At 68.3% G+C, this 18,345-nt stretch carries 16 protein-coding genes and 6 pseudogenes; 7 read left to right on the top strand and 15 right to left on the bottom strand.

The features are described 5' to 3' along the window. Positions 1-101 precede the first annotated feature (101 nt). Positions 102-299 (top strand): hypothetical protein, encoded by a 198-nt coding sequence (locus tag OG456_RS39540; protein WP_266569910.1) that lies wholly within the window; start codon positions 102-104, stop codon positions 297-299. 256 nt (positions 300-555) lie between these two features. Next, positions 556-1,338, top strand: a complete 783-nt coding sequence (locus OG456_RS39535) for a SigB/SigF/SigG family RNA polymerase sigma factor (protein ID WP_266569909.1) — start codon at positions 556-558, stop codon at positions 1,336-1,338. 24 nt (positions 1,339-1,362) lie between these two features. Here the strand turns inward: OG456_RS39535 and OG456_RS39530 are convergent, their stop codons facing one another. Further along, positions 1,363-1,491 carry an LPFR motif small protein gene (locus OG456_RS39530; RefSeq protein ID WP_266569908.1) on the bottom strand — a complete coding sequence of 43 codons (129 nt, stop codon included), beginning with the start codon at positions 1,489-1,491 and terminating at the stop codon, positions 1,363-1,365. Positions 1,492-1,756: 265 nt separating this feature from the next. Between OG456_RS39530 and OG456_RS39525 the strand changes: the two genes are divergently transcribed. From OG456_RS39525 to OG456_RS39515, 3 genes and pseudogenes are all read left to right on the top strand, one after another. Further along, on the top strand, positions 1,757-2,179 hold the full coding sequence (locus OG456_RS39525) for a hypothetical protein (protein WP_266569907.1): 423 nt from the start codon (positions 1,757-1,759) through the stop codon (positions 2,177-2,179). Positions 2,180-2,396: 217 nt separating this feature from the next. Continuing rightward, positions 2,397-3,284, top strand: coding sequence for an NAD(P)-dependent oxidoreductase (locus OG456_RS39520; protein WP_266569906.1), 888 nt, complete (start codon positions 2,397-2,399; stop codon positions 3,282-3,284). A gap of 12 nt (positions 3,285-3,296) precedes the next feature. Next, positions 3,297-3,482 (top strand): annotated as a pseudogene (locus OG456_RS39515) (PPOX class F420-dependent oxidoreductase); the annotation flags it as partial. Between the two features lie 14 nt (positions 3,483-3,496). Here OG456_RS39515 and OG456_RS39510 read toward each other — a convergent pair. From OG456_RS39510 to OG456_RS39500, 3 genes and pseudogenes are all read right to left on the bottom strand, one after another. Next, positions 3,497-3,652 (bottom strand): hypothetical protein, encoded by a 156-nt coding sequence (locus OG456_RS39510; protein ID WP_266570740.1) that lies wholly within the window; start codon positions 3,650-3,652, stop codon positions 3,497-3,499. Further along, positions 3,632-3,934 (bottom strand): annotated as a pseudogene (locus OG456_RS39505) (ornithine decarboxylase); the annotation flags it as partial. The gene OG456_RS39510 and the pseudogene OG456_RS39505, both read right to left, overlap by 21 nt. Positions 3,935-4,047: 113 nt before the next feature. Further along, positions 4,048-4,809, bottom strand: a complete 762-nt coding sequence (locus tag OG456_RS39500) for an ANTAR domain-containing protein (RefSeq protein ID WP_266569905.1) — start codon at positions 4,807-4,809, stop codon at positions 4,048-4,050. Between the two features lie 130 nt (positions 4,810-4,939). Here OG456_RS39500 and OG456_RS39495 point away from each other — a divergent pair, with 130 nt between their 5' ends. Next, on the top strand, positions 4,940-5,311 hold the full coding sequence (locus OG456_RS39495; protein ID WP_266569904.1) for a winged helix-turn-helix domain-containing protein: 372 nt from the start codon (positions 4,940-4,942) through the stop codon (positions 5,309-5,311). Positions 5,312-5,349: 38 nt separating this feature from the next. Here the strand turns inward: OG456_RS39495 and OG456_RS39490 are convergent. The 8 genes and pseudogenes from OG456_RS39490 to OG456_RS39460 form a co-directional block, all read right to left on the bottom strand. Next, a pseudogene (locus OG456_RS39490) lies at positions 5,350-6,165 on the bottom strand (zinc-binding dehydrogenase); the annotation flags it as partial. Between the two features lie 20 nt (positions 6,166-6,185). Next, entirely contained in the window at positions 6,186-6,467 is a 282-nt protein-coding gene (locus OG456_RS50615; RefSeq protein WP_323136438.1) for a glutamate-cysteine ligase family protein, read from the bottom strand. After that, positions 6,433-6,732 carry a glutamate-cysteine ligase family protein gene (locus tag OG456_RS39485; protein ID WP_323136437.1) on the bottom strand — a complete coding sequence of 100 codons (300 nt, stop codon included), beginning with the start codon at positions 6,730-6,732 and terminating at the stop codon, positions 6,433-6,435. Before OG456_RS39485 ends, OG456_RS50615 begins: the two co-directional genes overlap by 35 nt. A 318-nt stretch (positions 6,733-7,050) precedes the next feature. After that, entirely contained in the window at positions 7,051-7,626 is a 576-nt protein-coding gene (locus OG456_RS39480) for a pep a2 (RefSeq protein ID WP_266569903.1), read from the bottom strand. 336 nt (positions 7,627-7,962) lie between these two features. Next, positions 7,963-9,615, bottom strand: a complete 1,653-nt coding sequence (locus tag OG456_RS39475) for an MFS transporter (RefSeq protein WP_266569902.1) — start codon at positions 9,613-9,615, stop codon at positions 7,963-7,965. A gap of 868 nt (positions 9,616-10,483) precedes the next feature. Beyond that, positions 10,484-11,362 (bottom strand): SDR family oxidoreductase, encoded by an 879-nt coding sequence (locus OG456_RS39470; RefSeq protein ID WP_266569901.1) that lies wholly within the window; start codon positions 11,360-11,362, stop codon positions 10,484-10,486. 33 nt (positions 11,363-11,395) lie between these two features. Then, a pseudogene (locus OG456_RS39465) lies at positions 11,396-12,370 on the bottom strand (phytoene desaturase family protein); the annotation flags it as partial. A 125-nt stretch (positions 12,371-12,495) separates the two neighbouring features. Then, positions 12,496-13,710 carry an IS110 family transposase gene (locus OG456_RS39460; protein ID WP_266569900.1) on the bottom strand — a complete coding sequence of 405 codons (1,215 nt, stop codon included), beginning with the start codon at positions 13,708-13,710 and terminating at the stop codon, positions 12,496-12,498. A 269-nt stretch (positions 13,711-13,979) separates the two neighbouring features. Here OG456_RS39460 and OG456_RS39455 point away from each other — a divergent pair. Beyond that, a pseudogene (locus tag OG456_RS39455) lies at positions 13,980-15,199 on the top strand (RNA-guided endonuclease InsQ/TnpB family protein). A 38-nt stretch (positions 15,200-15,237) separates the two neighbouring features. On the opposite strand, the pseudogene OG456_RS39450 reads toward OG456_RS39455, so the two are convergent. The 3 genes and pseudogenes from OG456_RS39450 to OG456_RS39440 form a co-directional block, all read right to left on the bottom strand. After that, positions 15,238-15,891, bottom strand: a pseudogene (locus OG456_RS39450) (phytoene desaturase family protein); the annotation flags it as partial. Then, entirely contained in the window at positions 15,884-16,390 is a 507-nt protein-coding gene (locus OG456_RS39445; RefSeq protein WP_266569899.1) for an SRPBCC family protein, read from the bottom strand. The pseudogene OG456_RS39450 and the gene OG456_RS39445, both read right to left, overlap by 8 nt. Before the next feature lie 418 nt (positions 16,391-16,808). Next, positions 16,809-17,648, bottom strand: coding sequence for a SigB/SigF/SigG family RNA polymerase sigma factor (locus OG456_RS39440; protein ID WP_266569898.1), 840 nt, complete (start codon positions 17,646-17,648; stop codon positions 16,809-16,811). Positions 17,649-18,345: the final 697 nt, after the last annotated feature.

Here is an 18,345-nt window from a genome sequence, read left to right as displayed (position 1 = left end):
TTGGACCACACGGCTCTCGTCGCACTGTTCGACGCGGACGAGTGGTTACCGGCCTGTGCACCGAGGCCAGTCACCAGCGCGGTCGCATCGTCGTGCCGGCGATGAGGGCATGGGCCGCAGAGAAGACCCGTCCCGGCGCGGGCGTCCACCCATCGCGGCTGCGCCACGTCGAGCACCTGCCGTTCACCACGGAGATACGCCCCCTGGCCGCGGCCTGGCCGCGTACCGACATCGCCGCCGCGCACTCTTCGGCGAGCGCCTGGGAGGCTGGACTCGCCGCGGGGTATCGAAGGCTCTGATCAGCAATCGGGACGGGACGTACCTCTTCATCGAAGATGGTCCGGAACCGAACGTCGGACGGCAGCACACCCCCTTGGATGGATCTTGAAGGGGTGCGTGATGGTCGTGCCCGGTTGTTTGTCAGTGGCCGCGAGGGGCAGCCGCTCATAAGTGCTTGGGACCACAGGCGCATCTGCGGGAAGGCGGTATGCCCGGGCTAGGCCTGGCCCCCTTCTCGCAGTGACCTTGCCGTCACGAGCTCGAGGAGTGTGCAAGATGACCGCCTCAGATCATCCGCATGATGATTCCCCCGACACCGGGCAGGCGTTTCACCGTCTGGCCGCCAGTGATGCGGGCCCCGAACACGATGTGCTGTGTGAGGAACTGATCGACGCGTGGCTGCCGATGGCACACCGCATCGCCAGGCGCTTTCGCAACAAGGGCGAGAACGCGGAGGACCTGCAGCAGGTCGCCGCGATGGGTCTGCTCAAAGCCGTGAATCGCTACGACCCCGAGCAGGGTGCTTTCGAACCGTATGCGGTTCCCACGATCAGGGGTGAACTGCGCCGCCACTTCCGGGATTACACCTGGGATGTCCGGGTCCCGCGCCGGGTGCAGGACCTTCGCAGCCAGGTCCGTGCCGCGCGCCGCCGCCTCCAGGAGCAGCCGGGCACCAGCGGCGAGCCCAGCATCGAGGAGTTGGCCGCCGAGACAGGCCTGAGCGCTGAGGAGGTGCGCGACGGGATGGAGGCCCTCGACAGCTACAGCGCCCTGTCCCTCGACGCCCAGACCACCACGGGCGAGAACGGGTACAGCCTCGCCGACACCCTCGGCCACACCGAGGGGGGCTTTGCCCTGGCCGAAGACCGCGAAGCTGCGAAGGAGTCACTCAAAGCGCTGCCCGAACGCGAACGCACGGTCCTCTACCTCCGCTTCTTCGAAGACATGACCCAGCAACACATCGCCGACCAACTCGGCATCTCACAGATGCACGTCTCCCGCATCATCACCCGCACCTGCGCCGCGGTCCGCGACCAGGCCCTGGACCCTGCCGCGTAAGGCACGCACGCGCCGTCGGAGTCTTCAGTGCCGGCCGTGTGCGCTGTCGGCGGCCCCGCCGAAGAGGCGGGCGACGGCTCGGAAGGGCAGGGTGACGACGGTGGCGATGGCGCCGGCGATGGTACGAAGAACGTCGGCGATGGCTGTGAACATGATGATGATTCCTCTCTTCGGGGAACACTCGGCTCTGGTCTGGGGCCTGCGCCCCAGACCAGAGCGATCACAGGCGGAGTGTCCTGACGAGGGGCTCTCAAACCCAAGGGCGGTCCCCGCGGAAGTACGGGTCGATGTGCGGATCACGCTTGACGGGCACTCAGACGCAGGTCAGCCGCCGATACCGACGGCGGGGCCGTGACGGGGGCGGCAGGAACTGCGTGGTGCAGTCACGGCAGCGGCGTCCACGCTTACGGGTGCTTCCATGGCGACAGAACCGGAATGGGGACCGGTTGAGCAGACCGACGTTCGCGCGGCACGCACAGCCATCAATGCCTACCTGAACCGCACGGATTCGGCCTCAGAGCAACAGTTGGGAGGCGCCGCCGCAGGCCGCGGCGGTTCCTCCGCCCTCGAAGGAGACGGGGGCGCCGCCGCACGAGGTGACCGGCGTATCGACGATGCCACCGCGGAGCGCATCGCCCGCGAAGCCTGGGACGCCGTTCAGGCGGTCACACCGTCCCCGCCCGACCCTGAAACTGATGCGGGTCCCGCACAGAACAGGAAGGAACCCAAAGAAGTCGCTGAGCGCCGCAAACAGGCGATCGCCGTCGTCCGCGGCCTGCAGCAACTCGGCTACCACCTTGACGAGAAGCTCCTGCCCGGCCCCGATATGGCCGCCGGATAGCGAAAATGCCGCGTGTGATCGGTACAGCGTCCTGCAGAGCGGCCCTCGAACGCGACCCGTGCTGGCGAACGAGGTTCCAACCCGATGCTCAACAGCCACCAGGCGTGGCTCGACGGCCTCGTCTCCGCCAAGGAACCGCACTCCGGGTTTGTCCCCGCCTTCGGGCGCACCCGGCACGTTATCCGCACCACACCGCTTGGACAGGTAAGTTGACGTCATGACCGACAAGCTCACTGTGAGCGTCCTGGGCACCGGCATCATGGGCGCCGCGATGGCCCGCAACCTGGCCCGCGCCGGACACACGGTCCGCGCCTGGAACCGCAGCCACGCCAAGGCCGAACCGCTCGCGGCCGACGGCGTGTTCGTCGCCGACAGCCCCGCCGAGGCGGTCGAGGGCGCCGACGTCGTCCTGACCATGCTCTACGACGGCCCCGCCGCCCTGGACGTCATGCGGCAGGCCACTGCGGCGCTCCGCCCCGGCACCGCCTGGCTGCAGTCGACCACCGCCGGGATCGAGAGGATCGCCGACCTGGCCGCCTTCGCCGACGAGCACAACCTGGTCTTCTACGACGCCCCCGTGCTCGGCACCCGCCAGCCCGCCGAGGCCGGTCAGCTCCTGGTTCTGGCCGCTGGACCGGTGGACACGCGGGAGAGGGTGGCACCGGTGCTCGACGCGGTCGGCGCGCGCACGGTGTGGACCGGCGAGGACGGGGCCGAGGGCAGCGCCACGCGGCTGAAGTTGGTCGCCAACAGCTGGGTCATCGCGACCACCAACGCGGTGGGCGAGGTGCTGGCCCTGGCGCGGGCCCTCGGAGTGGACCCGCAGAGCTTCTTCGACGCGATCGCGGGTGGTCCTCTCGACATGGGGTACCTGCGTGCCAAGGCCGGCCTGATCCTCAACGACCAGTTGTCGCCCGCACAGTTCGCGGTCGGCACGGCCGCCAAGGATGCCCGTCTGATCGTTGAGGCGGGGGAGAAGAACGGTGTACGTCTGGACGGGGCCGCCGCGAGTGCGGAGCGTCTGAAGCGGGCCGCCGCGCAGGGTCATGGCGACGAGGACATGGCCGCGGCGTACTTCGCCAGCTTCGACGAGCAGCAGCGCTGAGGAGGAACACGTATGTCCAGGCCGCCGCTGCCCGCCGAGGCCCAGCGACTGCTGCGCCGCCCCAACCCGGCCGTGATGGCCACCCTGCGCTCCGACGGCACAACGGTGACCAACCCCACCTGATACGTGTGGAAGGACGGCCGGGCCCTGATCAGCCTGGACGTGGGCCGCCCCCGCCTGAAGCAGCTGGGACGCGATCTGCCGCATCGCCCTCACCTCAGGTACCGCGGGACGGGTTCGGTGAGGCGTTCGTCGGGCAGCACTGCCCGAATGCCCGGTGGATACGGCGTCAGCATGTCGGCCGCGACGCGCCCCGCGGCTTCGGTCGGCGAAGGTCCACAGTTCTGCGGACCCGCGATGGCGAGCATGGCGGACTTGACCGAGAGTGAACTGCCGCACGTGGAGAAGAACATGTGCGAGGCATGCACGGCACGTTCCAGGACGCGGCCGTGGGTGCGCCGGTCGTCGAGACCGCCGGAGGCGAGGACGTCCCCTTGGAAGACGGCATCGCCGAATACCTCAAGAACCGCCGGATCGGCCTCTCAAGCCTGTTTGTGGCCCGGTGGCGTGAACCCGGGACGGCTCTGATTGCGGTGCTCCGCCAGGGCTTCGAGTACGGGAGCGCGGGAGTGATCGTTGTCGGAGGGCACGGCACGCGGATCCCGAGTCAGTGGGAGATCACTCTCGGGCTCTTCGGTGTCCGTGCATGCATCCGCCTGGACGTACGAGGGCGCGTGTGCTCAGGGCCGGAGGGCCGGGCGCGCTACTTTTTTTGGAGTTCAGCGACGCTTGCGGCAACTTGTTGCCGGATCGGGCTCGGGAGCGCTTGTTCTGTGACAGAGCGGACGAGGTCGTCGGCCACCTCGTGAAGTTTGGTGTTGGTGTTCTGGGACACCGAGACCAGGACGGACCACGCGTCCTCGGGCGACAGCCCGAAGGAGGCCATAAGGACGCCCCGGGCGAGGTCGATGACAGGCCGGGTCTTCATGGCCCGCCGGAGCTGGACGAGTTCGATCTGCTCAGCCTGGCCGGTGTCGGCGAGCGCCCGGTCGGCCACGTCCGATGAGGCCGCCTCATGTCCGTGGTCTTCGTCGTGCGTATCCGGGGTCTGGCCTGGTCCGTTGTGCTGGCCTGAGGTGGTGAAGAGAGGCAGGGTGCCAGTGCTCAGGAGGATTCGGTGCACTGCAGGACTGCAGGCTTGAAGAGAGATGCTTTTGCCTTCGTCCAGGGCACGACGTTGCGTGCCCAGCAGGACGTAGAGACCGGAACCATCACAGAATTGCACGTTGCTGAGGTCCAGATCGATGCCGTGGGCCGACTGAATGAGGGCTCCGCGCAAACCGTCCCGCAAGGCGTGCTCGCTCGCGGTGTCGGCGACTCCGGACACCATCACGAGCGTCCGCTCGGGCGCGGCGTCAATCTTGATCGTTAGAGGTTGCTGGTGGTCGTCGGGTAGGTGGGCGGGCGCGTGTGGCCGGTCACTGTCTCCCGGTATGAGCTTCGTGAGGCCTGCGCGTCCTGGCATAACACCACTCCATCGCGAATCCTGCACCGTCCTCGGCTCAGCTTCCGCCCGGCGCACGGCACACGTCAAGAGATACACGAAATTTGATTCACCTTTTTGAATGCGCGAATCGGACCCTATCCTTGGCGCTATGCGTGGAGTACCGGAATCACACACTGGCTGGACGTTCGTCACCAACCACGCTCGCGTGTTGGCGGCGATCGCTGAGGACCCCACGACGCGTATCCGCGACATTGCGGCCAGATGTCGGCTCACCGAGCGCGCGGTCCAGAAGATCGTCTCGGAATTGGAGCGGGATGGCTATCTCACGCACACCCGTCAGGGACGGTCCAACACGTATCGGGTCGAGGCCGGGACCATTTTGCGTCATCCGGCCGAGTCGGGGTTGAGCGTGGCGGATCTGCTGGCGCTCCTGGTCGAGCACGACACCGAACACCGTGACGTGCGACCGGTCGAACAGGAGACGGTCCGCGTGCAGAGAGCTGAAACCGGACCGGCTTGACTTGCTCCTCGGGCTGAAGCCCGGGCCAGGCCGAGCTTTCAGCCCCCGGGCTTGAGAAGGGTCTTGATCATTCCGTCTTCCTTGGCCTGGAACATCGCGTAAGCCTTGGAAGCGTCCTCCAGCGGCATGGCGTGGGTCTTGAACGTGTCGACGCCGAGGGGGTCCTCGTCGGTGAGGAGCGGGAGGATGTCCTCGACCCACCGCCACACGTTGGCCTGGCCCATCCGCACCTGGATCTGCTTGTCGAACATGGTCAGCAGGGGCATCGGGCTGGCGGCACCGCAATAGACGCCGGAGATAGAGAGTGTGCCACCGCGGCGTACGAGCTCGATGCCGGCGTGCAGAGCCCCCAGCCGGTCCACTCCCGCATGCTCCATGAGCGGCTGCGCCACCGCATCGGGCAGGAGTCCCGTAACCCACTGCGCGGCCTTGGTGAACGGCGCGCCGTGCGCCTCCATACCGACGGCGTCGATGACGGCGTCGGTTCCACGCCCGTCGGTGAGGTCCCGGACGGCCTCGGCCAGATCCTTGCCGTGCTGTCGCACATCGAGGCAGGTGACCCCGTGCATGCCGGCTCGCGCAAGCCGTTCGTCGATGAGATCGACGCCGATGACCTGGCCAGCGCCCCGGTGCTGCGCTATGCGGGTGGCCATGTCCCCGATGGGGCCCAGGCCCAGGACGGTGACGGTGCCGCCTTCGGGAACGGCCGCATATTCCACCGCCTGCCAGGCGGTGGGCAGGACGTCGGAGAGATAGACGTAGCGATCATCGGGCGGCCCGTCGGGGACCTTGATGGGCAGATTGTTTCCGAACGGGACCCGCAGGAGTTCGGCCTGACCGCCGGGCACCTGGCCGCGGTCGAGGCCGTCGGCCATCAGGGCGTCGTCACCGTTGTTCTCCAACGCACGCCGAAGTCGACGCCATGGTCGCCACCGGCGTTCTGCGCGACAAGGGCATGGTCTACTACGAATGTGAAGGGGTGGACCAGGGGGTAGTGCTCGGCAGATCCGAAGATCTCCGTCGGACCGGCCGATGGCCAGCGCCCCCAGATCTGGTGCCGGTAGCTGCTGCGGCCGCTTTCCTTCCCCTGCCAGAACGGCGAGTTGGAACTAGTGGGAGGATCACGGGCACCTGACCCGGGCCCGGTCGGGCACACCTAGGCCCTCTTCGTCCGAGTCCACCTCGACATGCGCCTGGCAGCCGCACGTCAGCTGTTCCTCGGCCGTCAGCCCGAAGTGCCGCGCCATCCAGTGGTAGTGGTCACCGGTGTCGATCGTGGGACTGACGAGTAGGGCTGATGTGGCAAGGGCCACAACCGCCGCACCCATGCGTTCGGGATGTCGAGCGGACTCCGCCTGGTGGCGGGCGATCTCATGGGCCAGTTCGTTCATGCCGCTCTGGGGCGAGGTCGCGAACTCCATTTGCTCGCGGCTCAGTTCCGCCTGGAAGTCCGGTTCCTTGCCCCGTCTGCCTAAGAAGCCACGGAAGCGCCGGCAGTACGAGGCCGAAGTGGCCCACGCGCCTACGGGCGCGCCGGCCTTGCGGCGTCATGAACTCGGCCTGGGGGCAACGCCTTCGGAGTGTGGAGGTCGAGCAGGCGATTCCGTTCCCCCTGTGGGGATGCCTCGTTCCTGCGAAGTGCTCTCAACCACCGAACGGAGTCTGCGCCGCCGGGCCGCGGCTGCGGAAGCAGACCGTGGCCCGGTGCGACGCGCTCCGGACGGGGCGCGGTGCTGATGTCACATCGCCGGCGTCGGGCGTACCACCCTGCGGGGGACGGACAGTTCGGGTCCGTGTGCACGGGCCGCCGGGGCGGCGGCCACGAGCGGGTCCGTGACCGCTGAGCCCGCGAACGCCGGGACCGGCACCTCGCGCGGCATCTCGAGCGCCTCGCCGATGCGCGGCGCGGGACCGACGGGAACCAGCGGGGCGCGCTCACCGAGACGGGCACGGCGGGAGAACCAGATGATCTTTCCCGTGGCCGTGGCGCAACCGCCCCAGCCGTCGCTCAACGCAGCGATCTCCGCGAGGCATCCCTGAGGGGCGTAGTGCGGGCCCGGCAGGTCACGCTCATGGTCGGACACCGCGGTGATCAGGTGCTGGCCGTTCCACCACATCTCGACGGCGGTGTTCTTGTCCGTGGCGTGCTCGTCGATCGTGTGAAGCAGCACCTCGACGCCGCGGCAGACGGGCTCGACGAGAATGTCCAGCTTCCAGTACCGCAGGTGGGCGGCCAGAATGCGCCTGACCTGCGAGACACGCTCCGAGCTGACCTCGACGTCGAGGTGGTAGTAGCAGGGCACTGCGGTATTCATCGTCTTCGGCTCCTCACCGGCGAAGCTCCCGCTCGACGTTCGCCCCCCACAGGCCGTACCCCGAACACGTAGCGTGAGCACTGATCGCTCCTGAGTCAGTGCAAGAGTGGGAGCATTACGCCGTTCGTGCAAGGCGAGCGGGCACGCCCCGTGTCGCTGAAGGCCTACAGGTCAGCGGGGAGAGGGAAATTCGCCATGGGACGGAGGCCCTATGGCGAAGAAGAGACGGTCACAGCGCGTGCACGGCCTGCCCCAGTCCGTCAGCTGCTGTGAGCGACCACCTGAGATGCGCGCTCTAACCTTTGTCAGCCCACCGGCACGTGAGCGGCCGGTCGCTCAGCCTGCCGTGCCACTCATGGGGGCCGGGCCACTCCCGCTGCCGGGCCGCTGTCCGCCGCTCTTGTCCAGCTGGGACAGGGGCCTGGCGATGTCTTCCAAGGACCGCTGCTCGGCGTTGACAGCGAGAAACGCCGCGACGATGCCTGCCGCGCACATCAGGCCCGCCCCGATACAGAAGGCGAGGGCCGTATCGCCGGGGACGCCCGATGCGGTGAGGTCGGCGAAAATGAGCGGGCCGCTGATCCCGCCGACCGCTGTACCGATCGCATAGAAGAACGCGATGGCCATGGCCCTGGTCTCCATCGGGAAGACTTCGGAGACCGTCAGGTAGGCGCTGCTCGCTCCGGCCGAGGCGAAGAACAGCACGACGCACCAGCACGCGGTGAGGGTGTTGGCCGTGAGCGAGCCCCGGTCGAAGAGCCATGCGGTGATGAACAGCAGAATGCCAGGCACGATGTACGTGCCGGCGATCATGATGCGTCGCCCAACCGTGTCGAACAGCTTGCCGAGCACGAGCGGGCCGACGAAGTTGCCCGCCGCGATCACCGCGAAGTAATAGCCGGTGTGACCGCTCTCGACGTCGAAGAACGTGGTGAGGATCGCGCCGAAGCCGAACGTGATCGCGTTGTAGAGGAAGGCCTGCCCGACGAAGAGGGACAGTCCGAGCACCGCGCGCTTGGGATAGCTGCGGAAGACGGTCTTCGCGATGAGCCCGAAGCCGATGCTCTTGCGCTCGTGGATCGTGATCTCGCCTGCCGGGGGCGGCAGTTCCTCGTGCTTTTCCTCCTCGACTTCCCGCTCGACGGAGTCGACGAGCTTGTCGGCGTCCTCGCTGTGCCCATGGATGAGCTGCCACCGCGGGCTCTCCGGCACGTGCCGCCGTACGAGGAGGATCACCAGGCCCAGGACGACACCGAGAGCGAAGGTGAGCCGCCAGCCGAGGTCTTTCGGGAAGTAGTCCGTGTTCAGCATGACGATCGACAGCAGCGCCCCGCCGACCGCGCCCAGCCAGTAGCTGCCGTTGATGACGAGGTCGACCCTGCCTCGGTACTTCGAGGGGATCAGTTCGTCGATCGCCGAGTTGATGGCCGCGTACTCGCCGCCGATGCCGAAACCGGTGAGGAAGCGGAAGAGGAAGAACCACCACGCGCTGAAGGACAAACCGGTCATCGCGGTCGCGGCAAGGTAGACCGCGAGCGTCACCATGAACAGTTTCTTGCGGCCGAACCGGTCGGTGAGCCAGCCGAAGAACAGTGCACCCGAGCAGGCGCCTGCCACGTAGAGGGCCGCGGCAAGGCCCGTGACCTGAGCGGATGTGATAACCAGCCCGGAGCCCTCCTCCGACAGCCGGCTCGCGATGTTGCCGACCGTCGTCACTTCGAGGCCGTCCAAAATCCACACGGTGCCCAGACCGATGACGATCATCCAGTGCCAGCGCGACCACGGCAGGCGGTCCAGCCGGGCCGGCACGGCCGTGGTGATGACGCCGAGCCCGGAGCCGCCCGGTGCCGCGGCCTCGTCGAGCGGATCAGGGCGCCGGCCGCGATCCGTACCCGGGCCCCGGCCGCCACCCGGACCGCTTCCACCGCCTCCACCACCTGAGCCCTGCTCCCTGCCTTCGGGTTCCTCCGATGCGGCGGGGGTCATCACGGCGGCTACCTCCTCGTTCGGGCGGGCGCATACTGCGGGCCGCAGAGAACCCAATATCCGCCGGATGCCCAGGCGCTGCCGCCGCACACATGGTGACGCTCGCCCGTACAAAGGTGCACGCGCGCGGCGGAGCGTAAGCGGTGAGGGCGCGCCGTCACGCGTGCCGCTGGCTGGGCAGCCGCCCCGAACGGCCAATGCCACGCCCCTGCCCAAATGCTCCTGGCGGGGGAAGAGGCCGGAGTGCATTCACCCGTCCGGGCCGACAAACGGCGGCGCGCGACACCGTCTGCAGTACGGGAGAGGCCGGGTGGGCACCTGTGACCAGATCCGAAGCTGACCACTGAGGACCGCAGTTGGCCAGGCCCATTAGCCGTTGCTGCGGGGCGAAGCGGCGATGGCCGTCTGCCGGTGGAGGTCCGCCGGCCGATTTCCGTACCATGCCGCAAGGCGAGGAGGGGGCTGGCCGGCGGGAGAACCTGTCCGCCGACGATGAGCGTGTCGGTGAGGAGTAGTCAAAGGCGGTGTGTGGTGCGCCGAAGCCACGGGTGTGGACGAACGCGGTGGATGAAGCAACCGCCGAGACCATGCGGGACCGGGCGACGGCGCGGTGTTCCGACCGCCCGGTTCGCCCGGGGGCACGGTGGTCAACGGAAGGGAATGCTACGAGGATCGTCGTCATCAACCACGTCACGCTGGATGGCGTCACGCAAGGATCCGGCCAGCGCGGCGAGGACACATGCGACGGCTTCCCGCATGGCTGCTGGGCTGTCGGGCCGAGGCGGCGACGATGCTGTCGCCCGGGTGTGGCGGGCAGCTTCGTCCGCCGGCAGTGGCTGCCTCCTGGGGCGCCGCACGTTATCAGGACGAGTCAATGGCCAAGGACCGCGACTCTGTCAGCGTGGCCACCGGCGCCCAGCAGGCCTGTCGGGAGCAGCGGCTCCTCGGCGCCCAGCCGGGAAAGTGTGTGCCTGGTCAGGCGGAGCACGAGAGGTGGAATTGCGGCTCGGGTCACCTGTGTCAGGCGCAGCCAAGCAGGAACATAGACCGCGGTACGCCGCTGTTCCACAGCGCGTGTCAGCCGGGCGGCGACGGCCTCGCCCGGGTAAACGCGCCGGGCGGGAGGGGGCATGTGGACGCGCAGTTCTCGCAGCGCCGCGGATCGGTCGGCATCCCTGATCATATCGGTGTCGGTCCAGCTGAGGTAGGCGATGCCTACGGCCACACCGCGGTGCGCGACTTCGGCGCGCAGGGCATGCGTGAACGCCTCTACGCCGGACTTGGAGGCGCAGTAGGCGCTCAACATGGGCGCGGCCGCGATCGATGCCAGCGAACCGATCTGAAGATGGTAGCCGGCGCTCTGCACCAGGTCCGGCAGGAAGGCCCGCGCCGTCTGGGCGCTGCCGATCAGGTTTACGCCGATCACGCGGCGCCATGTCGCGGGGTCCGACAGGGCGAAGGGGCCGCCTTCGGCGATTCCCGCGTTCGCCACAACGACCGACGGCGGGCCCAGACGCCCGCGGACAACTTCGGCGGCATCCGTCAGAGCCGTGCTGTCGATGACGTCGACCGGGAGAGCGAGCGCCGCGCCCGGCAGACCGTCAGCCACTGCCTGAAGCGCCTGTTCGTCGTGGTCAAGCAGGGCCAGCCGCGCCCCTCGCCGGGCGAGCGCCTTCGCCAGCGCCGCTCCGATAGCACGTGCTGCTCCTGTCACCACCACGGTGCGGTCTTTGAGGGGGCTGTCAGCCATGGCGGACCCTTTCTGTCTCCCCCCGCCCGGCCCTCAGTGGGTGAGCGGGGGTGTTCTTCCCGTGCGGTCCCGGTGGGTCAGGACGCGTTGTGCGCGGGCTAGGCCGGGGAGCCGGTCGCGGCGCAGGGCCGCGCGGGCGGCATTGGCTCCGGGGGCTCCATGGACCCCTCCGCCGGGGTGGGCGGAAGCTGAAGCGAGATAGAGACCGCGTACGGGTGTCTCGGGGCGTCCCGTTCCGGGGACGGGACGGAACACAAGCTGCTGGTGCATTGCCGCGGTGCCGCCGTTGATGGCGCCTCCGTGCAGATTGCTGTCGAGCGACTGGAGCGTGGGCGGGGCCAGCACGCGGCGGGCACGGATGAGGGAGCGGAAGCCTGGCGCGAATCGCTCGACCTGACGTTCGATCCGGTCGGCCATGATCTCCTGCTCCTTGGCGCTCCAGGCACCCGTCAGGCCCTCGTCGCCCGCATCGGACTTGATGACATGCGGGACGTGCGTGTACGCCCAAGCGGCTTCGGTGCCTTGGGGTGATCGCGACGGGTCCGCCGTCGTCATCTGGCCGAACAGGGCAAAGGGCCGGTCGGGTACCTGGCCCATGGCGATCTGAGCTGCAAAGCGGGTGAGTTCTTCCATGCCGTCAGCCACGTGCACGGTTCCGGCCCGTGTTGCTGCTTCGGCCTGCCAGGGCACGGGCCCGTCACATGCCCAGTCGACCTTGAAAGTGGCCAAGTCCCACTGAAACCGCCTCAGGTCGGCTATCAGCTGGGAGGGAAGGTGCTCCGCTGAGACGAGTTCGCCGTACAGGGCGGGAGCGGACACGTCTGCCAGGACGGCGCATCGCGCGGTCACCGTCTCCCCCTCGGCGGTGCGCACACCGGCAGCTCGCCCGTCACGCACGACGATGCTGCGGACCGGTTGCTCGCAGCGGAGAATGCCGCCACGTTTCCGAAGTCGGCGGACGAGAGCCGCCGTCAGGGCCCCGGCACCGCCGACCGGCACCGGGAATCCATCCCTTCTCTTGCGTGGGTATCCCCGGCTTCGGCCGGGGCGGGAAACGCATCTCGGGGCTGCTCTGACCGGTCATGCGTGCACGGGTGTTCCGTCTGCGGAGGGGTTGATGCTCCTATTGGCTGTCAAGCGGCGGTGAGCCAGTCGCGGTAGGTGTTGGCGAGGTCGTCGTCGCGGCGGATTCCGCGTTCGAGGGTGGAGATCGTGGCGGGCCAGACCCCGAGTTGTTGGGCCGCTGCGGTGAGGGTGATGTTCTTCGACTGCCGCAGGGGTCGTAGGTCGGCGATGCCTGGGATGGTGACCGTGGTGGTCAGGCAGCGGAACATCTCCCGGGCGATGGCCCGTTTCAGCAGCCGGATGATCTCCTTCTTGGTCCGGCCGGCGGCGGTCTGCCGTGCCACGTAGTCGCGGGTGCGGGGATCGCTGGACATGCGGACCAGGGCGATGCGGTAGAGGGCGGCGTTGGCGGCCCGGTCGCCGCCTCGTGAGAGGCGGTGCCGGTTCGTGCGGCCGCTGGAGGCGGGGACGGGCGCGGCTCCGCAGAGGGCGGCGAAGGACGCCTCGGTCCGCAGGCGTTCGGGATTGCCTCCGGCCGTGACCAGCAGCTGGGCGGCGGTGTCGGGGCCGACGCCGTGGGCGGCCCGCAGACCGGGGTTGTCGGCGGTGACCTCGCTGTCGAGGGCCCGGGTCAGGGCCTGGTGTTCGGCGGTGAGTTCCTTGACGCGCCGGGCGAGGCTCTTCAGCGCGGTGAGGACCGCTGTGTGGACCGCGTCCCCGGCCGGTCGCAGCCGTGCCAGGGCGTCGGTCCGGTCGGCTCCCTTGAGTTGCCCGAACTTGGCGCGGATGCTCTCGGGTGCGGTGACGAGGATGTGGGTGATCTGGTTGAGGGCGGCGGTGCGGGCCTTGACGGCGGAGCGGGCGGCGTTGTGAAGCGCGCGTATGCCGGCGACGGTGTCGTCCTTGGGTGCGCTGAAGGCCCGTCCGGACAGGGCGGCGCGGGCGGCGGCGTAAGCGTCGATGGGGTCGGACTTGCCGATGCGGCGGCGTTCGGCCCGGTCGGGCCGGTTGACCTCGACGACGTCGAGGCCCGCCGAGCGGGCGGCGCGGGTGAAGCCGGCCCCGTAGGAGGCGGTGCCTTCCACACCGGTCGAGATCACGTGGCCGTGGGCGTTCAGGAAGGCGAGGGCGGCGGCGTATCCGGCGGCGGTGGTGGCGAACTCGGCGTCCGCGAGGTGACCGCCGTTGTCGCTGATGACCGCGACGTGGAGGGTGTCGGCATGGGAATCGACCCCGCCGAACACGACCTTGTCCGTGGTGTCGTCCGCGACCGCTGATGTCATGCTGATGCTGCCTTCCCAGCCGAAGGTGGGCACCGGCCGGGTGGTGCAGACAGGACATTGAGGGGGCTTCTGGACCAAGCTCCTATCAGGTCATGTTCCGCCCGGCCGGAGCCATGAGAACAGGTCCCGGCGACCGGACAGAACAACTCGAGGACAGCCCAGCAGGGCGTCAGTCAGTGGCAGAGCCACGACCACCGGAACCCGAGTATCAGCATCAATGTCAGTGGCCTCGGCTAGGTTGCTCACAAGAACCGAAGGGGGTGGGCCGGGTGATGCGTGCGTACAAGTTCCTGATGCGGCCCACCGTGCGGCAGACTCAGGCGCTGGGCGAGATGCTGCGTGATCACTGTTCCCTCTACAACGGCGCTTTGCAGGAACGCCGTGACGCCCACCGGCACGCCTCGAAGACCAGCATCAAGTACGGGCAGCAGTCCGCACAGCTCAAAGACATCCGGTCCTTCGATCCGGAACGTCAGGGCCGCTGGTCGTTCAGCTCACAGCAGGCCACGCTCCGGCGGTTGGACAGGGCGTTCGGGGCGTTCTTCCGTCGGGTCAAGTCGGGTGAGAAGCCGGGCTATCCGCGTTTTCGTGGGGTGAACTGGTTTGACACGGTGGAGTTCCCGAAGGACGGGGACGGCTGCCGGTGGGACTCCACGCCGCACGATCCGGTGACGCGCGTCCGGCTGCAAGGGGTCGGGCACGTCAGGGTGCACCAGCACCGGCCCGTGGCCGGCAGGGTGAAGACGGTCAGTGTGAAGCGTGAGGGCCGTCGGTGGTTCGTCGTGCTGAGTGTCGAGCAGGTCCAGCCCGAACCGCTGCCCGCGACGGGTTCCCTCGTCGGGATCGACCTGGGCATCGCCAACTTCCTCACCACCTCTGACGGCGAGTTCGTGCCCAGCCCGCGCCACGGGCGCAGTAACGCCGCGAAGCTGGAAGCCGCACAGCGGGCCCTGTCGAGGTTTCCGCGTGTGCGCCGTGACAGGCGGACTGCCAATCACCGGCGAGCGGTCGAGAAGGTCGCGAAGCTGCACCGTAAGGTGCGCCGCCAGCGCCTCGACCACGCCCACAAAACCGCCCTTGATCTCGTGCGTGAACACGATTTCATCGCGCACGAAGACCTCAGGATTCGCAATATGGTCCGGCGTGCCGTGCCGTGCCGAAGCCCGACCCCGGGATGCCGGGCGGTTTCCTGTCCAACGGGGCCGGCGCGAAGGCCGGACTCAACCGCTCGATCTCTGATGCCGGATGGGGGGTGTTCCTGACGATCCTGGCCGCCAAGGCTGAAAGCGCCGGACGGGAAGTGATCGCCGTGGACCCCCGCAACACCTCCCGCCAATGCCCCGAATGCGGGCACACCAGCGCGGAGAACCGGCCCACACAGGAAAAGTTCCACTGCGTCTCGTGCGGCCACCAAGCGCACGCGGACACCGTGGGCGCCCTGAACGTTCTACGGGCCGGGCTGGTCCGTCGCGAAGCCGCACCGGCGTAGCGAGAAGCCCCCTCAATTTATGAGGGGGAGGAGTCACAAGTCTGACCGAGCATGGACATCAGCCAGCCGAAGCCTCCGCTACCCGCTGCTTCCGGTGGGAGGTCGGCATGCAGCGCGTTCCCGGCCAGCAGCAGTTTGCCGCGCTCCCCCCGAAACTCTTCGTTCCCCATACGGCGCACCGGCAGGATCAGGGTGCGGGCCATCCGCAGGCCGCCGGCTGCCTTCAGCCTCACGCCGAGTCGGGCCGTAGCGCGCAGCGGAGGGAAGGGGGTGAACAAAGCGTCCAGAATGTCGGGGCCAAGGCGTTCGCGCATCTCGTGCAGACGTCGCCAGGCGTCCCCGTCGCCCGGGTGAAAGGCGTCGAGAGAGCTGGCGGTGGTGTCGATCCCGCGGGCCAGAACGGCACACCTGCCGTCACTGAGCGGGTGAGCCAACACGCGTGACGCGTGGCTCCAGCGCAGACCGTGGTCCTGGAGACCAAGACGCGCCAGCACCGGTGACGCGGCCGCGAGGGGATAGAAGGAGCTGAAGAGGTCACTGACGAAATCGGCGTCGACCTCCCTGTTGTGGCGCACCGCGCCACCGGGCTCGGCCTGCTCCTCGAGTACCTCCACGCTCCATCCCTCGTCGGCCAGCAGGTTGGCCGCCACCAGCCCGTTGGGGCCGGCTCCGATCACCACCGCGTCAGGCATGGCCGCCGCCGGCGCCGTGAACTGCCGCCCTGCGCCCCTTGTGGAGGTCTTCCAGCTGTTCGGCCTGGGGTTGCTCCTCGCATACGCGAGCGAGGCGGGCCAGCATCGCTCGGTGCCGTAGTTGGATGAGCACCTCCACCGCTGCGTTGTGGAGTAGTCCGCTCGCTCCCTGCAGCGGGTGCTCGTCCGCGATGACGAGGCAGTACCTTCCCCAGGGGCGGAGCTCGATTGCGATCCGCGCCGTTCCCAGTGCGCCGGCTTGCGCCTCCAACCCGAGAGCGGAGCCCTCCTCACACTCCCGGACAACCGTCTCGTTGGTGAGCCGCAGAGGGCCCAGGCGAACTTCGTAACTGATCGCTGAGTCCACCTGCGGCCACTGCCCCCGCACCGGCTCTGAGGCGGACGTTCCCACCACCCACTCCGCGTATCGGCTGCCGTCCGCGAGGACGGACCACACGGTCTCCGGAGTCACCTTGATCAGGCGATGCCGTACCGCCATGCCGTACCTCCAGAAAGTTCGGCCCCTAGTTCACAACCAAGTGCCCATATCAATGCGGGTGAACCGGAAATAGCCATGCAATACATGGCGGACCGGTCGCGCGGTGTGTAGCGGCAGTAGACGCGTGGTGGCCATCCGAGGTTGGACTGACTGCAGCGCCGCTGCCTGTGGGGAAGTGGCTGCGGCGAAGCGGGGGATCGGCACAGCCGAGAGCGGCTGTGGGTACGTGAAGGCCGGAAGGGGCTCCGGCCACCGGTTCTTTCGGAGCGCGAGCCATTGAGACAGAGCGGCTACGGGCCCGAGGACGCCGATCTGCGAGGCCAAGTGGGGTCGGCCGCGGGACCTTGCGGCACGGCCTCGACGCCGACGCCCGCGCCGGGAACTACCTGCGCGCCGGGCCTGTCGGGGGTGCTGAGCGTCAGGCTGCTGCCTGAGCGTCTTCGTTTTGCCAGTCGTGGGTGACTTCTTCGCGTACGCGCTGGCAGCTGGTGTGGATGAGGCGGGAGACGTGCATCTGTGAGATCCCGAATTTCTCCGCGATTCGGCTCTGTGTCATGTCCTCGAAGAACCGCATGTAGAGAATGGCGCGCTCCCGTTCCGGGAGGTGTTCAAGGCCGGCCTTGGCGGCTTCGCGGTCGGTGATGATCTCGTAAGCGGCATCGGGTGCCCCGAGCGCGTCGGCGAGGCTGAACTCGTCGCCTGAGGACAGGAGCCCCGCATCCAGGGACAGGGCGCTGAAGCCGTCGATGGCTTTGAGGCCGTCGCGGACCTCGTCCTCGGTCAGGTGCGTGTGAGTGGCGATGGCGGCCACGCTGGGTTCCGAGCCGGCTCCGGGCTGCTGAGCGAGGTCACGGCGGGCTCGGCGGACCTTGTTGCGTAGGTCCTGCACGCGCCGGGGGACGTGGACATCCCACATGTGGTCACGGAAGTGGCGGCGCAGCTCACCCGTGATGGTGGGGACGGCGTAGGGCTCGAACCGGCCACGCTGCGGGTCGTAATTGTTGACCGCTTTGAGCAGTCCCATGGCCGCGACCTGGTGGAGGTCCTCGATACTCTCCCCCTTGTCGCGGAAGCGGGCGGCGATACGGTGCGCCAGAGGCAGCCACGCCTCGACGACCTCTTCACACAACAGGTCCCGCTCAAGTCCTTCGCCGAGGCCGGCCAGGTGAGCGAAGGCGTCCGCCGTGTCGGGGCTGTCGTCGTGTGCGCGACCGGAAGGGCCGTGTCGCCGGGCGGTACGCCTTTGGTCCGTGAACATGTGAGAACGCTCCTCAACGGATGGGACTGTTGGTCCGCCCGCGAGGAGCGATTCGCCGGACCGTCATCGACCAGGAAGCCGCACGCCACTCGCGGTCGATGCCTCCGGTCCGAAGCACCGTTGTGGGCCTTCCCTCCAGTGTCCGCCGAAACAAGGCCGACCACGAATCGGGCGTCCACTGACACGGCGGCTCAAGCGGCATGGTGCACCGGGCGTACGCGTACCGCAGCTGCCGGTGGTGCGGCACATACATGCTGCGTCGCGCTGGCACGCAGATAGCTCTCGGCAGCGTCGGCGGCCTCACGACCGCAGCGCTCCCTCAGGACACGGTGGGTAAGTGGCGGCGTCTTCGAAACGGGCCTGCGGCCGGCAATCCGCAGGCGCCGCGAGCGACTGACGCACCCAGGTCCGGTAGTACTCCCGGTGATGGGCGGCCTCAGTTCTGGTGGGCAGAGCATCTCGGGCCTCCCCCCGGGGGGAGGCGCAAAGAGACCTCGTTGATGGGCGAGCGCGGCTGGAAGCCCATCACTGATGGCGCAGCCCGCCCAGCAAGCCGTCCTGTTGGCGATTGAACAATTCCGTCGGGCGGCGACGGGGCGCGCTCCTCTCTCGCGGCGCACGTATACGTGCACCGCCTGTGGAGTCTCCCGACCATGGGACAAGATCTCCGCCCGCGTGATCCAAACAAAACCCCCTA

The sequence above is a fragment of the Streptomyces sp. NBC_01446 genome (assembly GCF_026340095.1).
GTDB lineage: Bacteria > Actinomycetota > Actinomycetes > Streptomycetales > Streptomycetaceae > Streptomyces > Streptomyces aureus.
Note: the sequence above shows the minus strand (reverse complement) of the source record. Positions and strands in the feature narration are given on the sequence as shown.

Excerpts from the sequence above, each read along its gene's own strand:
- OG456_RS39440 (WP_266569898.1), bottom strand. The coding sequence starts at position 17,648 with ATGTTCACGGACCAAAGGCGTACCGCCCGGCGACACGGCCCTTCCGGT.
- OG456_RS39485 (WP_323136437.1), bottom strand. The coding sequence starts at position 6,732 with ATGGAGTTCGCGACCTCGCCCCAGAGCGGCATGAACGAACTGGCCCAT.
- OG456_RS39510 (WP_266570740.1), bottom strand. The coding sequence starts at position 3,652 with ATGCTCGCCATCGCGGGTCCGCAGAACTGTGGACCTTCGCCGACCGAA.
- OG456_RS39535 (WP_266569909.1), top strand. The coding sequence starts at position 556 with ATGACCGCCTCAGATCATCCGCATGATGATTCCCCCGACACCGGGCAG.
- OG456_RS39500 (WP_266569905.1), bottom strand. The coding sequence starts at position 4,809 with ATGCCAGGACGCGCAGGCCTCACGAAGCTCATACCGGGAGACAGTGAC.
- OG456_RS39470 (WP_266569901.1), bottom strand. The coding sequence starts at position 11,362 with ATGGCTGACAGCCCCCTCAAAGACCGCACCGTGGTGGTGACAGGAGCA.
- OG456_RS39445 (WP_266569899.1), bottom strand. The coding sequence starts at position 16,390 with ATGGCGGTACGGCATCGCCTGATCAAGGTGACTCCGGAGACCGTGTGG.
- OG456_RS39460 (WP_266569900.1), bottom strand. The coding sequence starts at position 13,710 with ATGACATCAGCGGTCGCGGACGACACCACGGACAAGGTCGTGTTCGGC.
- OG456_RS39520 (WP_266569906.1), top strand. The coding sequence starts at position 2,397 with ATGACCGACAAGCTCACTGTGAGCGTCCTGGGCACCGGCATCATGGGC.
- OG456_RS39525 (WP_266569907.1), top strand. The coding sequence starts at position 1,757 with ATGGCGACAGAACCGGAATGGGGACCGGTTGAGCAGACCGACGTTCGC.
- OG456_RS39495 (WP_266569904.1), top strand. The coding sequence starts at position 4,940 with ATGCGTGGAGTACCGGAATCACACACTGGCTGGACGTTCGTCACCAAC.
- OG456_RS39540 (WP_266569910.1), top strand. The coding sequence starts at position 102 with ATGAGGGCATGGGCCGCAGAGAAGACCCGTCCCGGCGCGGGCGTCCAC.
- OG456_RS39530 (WP_266569908.1), bottom strand. The coding sequence starts at position 1,491 with ATGTTCACAGCCATCGCCGACGTTCTTCGTACCATCGCCGGCGCCATC.
- OG456_RS39480 (WP_266569903.1), bottom strand. The coding sequence starts at position 7,626 with ATGAATACCGCAGTGCCCTGCTACTACCACCTCGACGTCGAGGTCAGC.